Origin of the sequence: Nocardia sp. NPDC058497 (genome assembly GCF_042720195.1) — a bacterium.
In the GTDB taxonomy this organism is placed as follows: Bacteria; Actinomycetota; Actinomycetes; order Mycobacteriales; family Mycobacteriaceae; genus Nocardia.
Window position 1 is genome coordinate 5291 of the sequence record NZ_JBHXMY010000240.1, and the last position, 3229, is coordinate 8519.

Sequence of the window (3229 nt, forward strand, 5' to 3'; positions counted from 1 at the left end):
GCGGCGATCGCGGCGATCGACGACGACATCGCCCGCGATGCGGGACAGCCGATGAAAGGGGCATCGTGACACCACCGGCCCAGGAACTCATCCTGTCGCTTCGGCCCGGAGTCTCACTCGTCGACGATGTGGCGGCCGGCGTGCTGCATCTGCTCCACCGTGGGGTCTGGCGACACAACCAAGCCTTCTCGCATCCCGATGCCGACTACCGCCGCATCCTGCGGGAACTGTCGGCGGATGCGGGAATCTCCTGGCCACGAGCAGACGTGGCCGGCGACGAGAGCGCGTTCATCGAATCACTGGTCGCGGGTGGCTGGCTGACGCTGACAATCCGCTCGGGCGATCAGCCGCAATACACGCTTCGCCCCCTGCGCGATCTTCCCATCGAATGCTTGGACGGCTCGGCCGATCGTGAGCCGAACACGGGCGATGTTCGCTTGTCGAGGTTCGTGGTCGTTCGATCGGAAGGTGACGGCGTTCTCGTCGAATCACCGTTGGCCGCCGCGCAGATCCTCGTCCATCGGCCCGCGGTCGCCGGCTCGGTCGGCGCACTGCTCGCCGGTGCGCCCGCGACGGCCGGTGGCGAATCGCCACCGCGGATCCACGACCGGTTGGTCCGTGACCTGGCGGCCGTCGGCATGCTGGCCAGTGGCACCGGCGAGGACAGCGCGGTAGACGTTCGTCAGTGGGCGCCACAGGATCTCTTGTTCCATCGTCACAGTCGCCAGGGGAACGGCGGGTACGACAACATCGGTTTCGGCCGCACGGGGTGGGGCAAAGCACTGGGCCGGGCCGAGCCGGCACGCCGGGTCCGGCATGCCGGTGCGGTGGTGGCGCTGCCCGATCCCGACATCAAGTCGTTGTGCTCGACGGATATCCCGCTGGCACAGGCGATGGAGGAGCGTCGCTCGCATCGGGATTTCGACGACGACCACCCGATTCGGCTCGAGCAGATCTCCGAACTCCTGTTCCGCTCCGTGCGGGCTCGTTCGGAGTATCTCCTCGACGACACCGAGTGCCTGAGCGTGCCGTATCCGTCCGGTGGAGCGGTGTACGAACTGGAGACCTATCTGGTGGTGCGCACCGCCGACGGCTTGGAACCGGGCTTCTATCACTATGAGCGCCACGACCACCAGCTACGCAGGCTCCCCGGTAGCACCGCACAGGCAGATCAGATACTGCGCACCGCGGCGGCGGCCGGAGCGGTACGCCGACCGCCGCAAGCCGTCATCGTTATCACCGCGCGCTTCGGGCGTCTGCTCCGTACCTACGAGGGTGTGCCGTACGCGTTGATCCTCAAACATGTCGGCGCGCTGTATCAGACCCTGTATCTTGCGGCGACCGCGGCGGGCATCGGCATCTGCGGGCTCGGCGCCGGCGACTCGTCCACGTTCGAGAACGCGGTCGGCTTGGACTTCACCAGCGAGGGCAGCGTAGGAGAACTCATGATCGGAAGTCTCGGCGAGCAGGGGGCAGACAAGTGGGACTGACACTGGACCAGGACGCGTACTTTGCCGAAACCGCCTCCGGGACTTACATTCTCGCGCCTTCTGGGGAGGTGACGATTACCGGCCGCACGCCGTATCGGATGCTGGAAGCGCTGGCGCCACACCTGGACGGTTCGCACACCTTGACCGAAGTATGCGACTGGCTACCCGACGGGCACCGTGACGCGGTGCAGAAACTCGTCAACGGATTGGTCGCGCGGCGAATCGTCCACCTCGACGAATCCAGCGGCGACATCGAGGGCAGCGGCGCGACCCCGCACGGTCTGGAGAACAGGATCCTCGTCGTGGGCGGCCCAGAGTTCTGCCACGCGGTCGCACAGGCGGTTGCCACGGTGGGCGTCGTGTCTGTCGCCTGCGTGAGCACGTCCGCGCCACAAGCAGAACTACCTGATGTCGACTGGACGGTCACGGACAATCCGTGGGAGCCCGCATCGATCGCGACAGCCATCCGGAATTCGAAAGCCACGAACGCGTTCGGGCAGGTCTCGCTGCCCGACGCACCGGGCACGAGTGAATGCTTTCGCGTGTTCCGATCAGCGGGGGTTCCACTGGCTGTCTCGCTCCTCGCGGACTCCGGAATCTGGCTTGCGCGCGATACGCGGGAATCCCCGTCAGAGCACATCGCGTCGGTGTTCCTGCGCGTGCAGTCGACCTCGGTGCGGGACCCGGCCGGGCCAACGACCTCTGCGATGCGGCCCAGCTCCCTGCTCTCCCGCAACATCGCCGCCCAACTGGTGGCCGAGGTGACCAGACACGACGCCGAGTCCCGACTGGCCGCGCGCACCGCGCGGGTCGACCCGGCGACCGGAGCTACCGTACTGGTCAATGCGATCGCGCACCCCTTCGCGTCCAGCCCCGACGGTCCCACCGCCGAAGGTTTCACAGCGCGCGTCACGGAACTTCGAGCTGCCGAGCGGTTGAGCGATGCCGAATTCTCCCAGCGCGCGGCATCGTTGCGTGGTGATGCGATCGGCCTGTTCGGCGATATCGACGAGCACGACTATTCCCAGATACCGCTGCGAATGTGCACCACCCGGGTGTCGGATCCGATGGGTTTGTTGCGCCGGCGCGACCAGCGACAGCTCACCGTCGCCGGTTGGGGACGCGATGTCGCGACCGCCAGGTATCGCACAGCGGCCAGTGCGCTCGAGTCCTATCTGTCGCTCGCTGTCGACCCTCGCCGGCTCGTTACCCGGGGCTGGCCCGCGGAACTACGGGACAATCGTGCGGCGGCATTGGACGCGCTGTGGTCGGGAGCAGTCACGGCGGAGGTATTCGGCTACCACCTGATCGGCGGCGATGTCGTCACCGTCGATGCTCGTACCGTGTTCCCTGTCGTTGATCGCGCCATCGACGTGTATCGAACACCACCCGGTGTGGCATTCGGCTACAGCTGGGACGACGCGGTGCGGACCGGTCTGCTCCGCTATTGCCGCGGTCTCGCGCTGGCCGGCTTGCGGTCCGGCACCGCGACCGCCGTCGCGGTCTCCCCCTCGGAACTCAGGTCGATACCGGAAGCGGAAAAGCTGATCGCCTTGATCAATTTGCTCGGTGCGGATCCGGCTGTCATGGCGATATCCGGTCGAGTCGCCGTGCCGACCTTCGCTTGCCGATTGGGCACGGAGCTGGTGTCGATCCGCGGGGCGGCAGAACCCGCGGGAGCCGAGAGTATCGCGGATGACACCGGCGGTAGACTCATGCCAGAGCCGGTCTGACCGGAC

Annotated in this window: 2 protein-coding genes; both read left to right on the top strand. The window is 66.7% G+C overall.

The window, feature by feature from the left end; genetic code table 11:
• Positions 1 to 65 precede the first annotated feature (65 nt).
• Entirely contained in the window at positions 66 to 1490 is a 1425-nt protein-coding gene (locus ACFWPJ_RS17490; protein WP_378852513.1) for a SagB family peptide dehydrogenase, read from the top strand.
• On the top strand, positions 1481 to 3223 hold the full coding sequence (locus ACFWPJ_RS17495; RefSeq protein WP_378852515.1) for a hypothetical protein: 1743 nt from the start codon (positions 1481 to 1483) through the stop codon (positions 3221 to 3223). Before ACFWPJ_RS17490 ends, ACFWPJ_RS17495 begins: the two co-directional genes overlap by 10 nt.
• Positions 3224 to 3229: the final 6 nt, after the last annotated feature.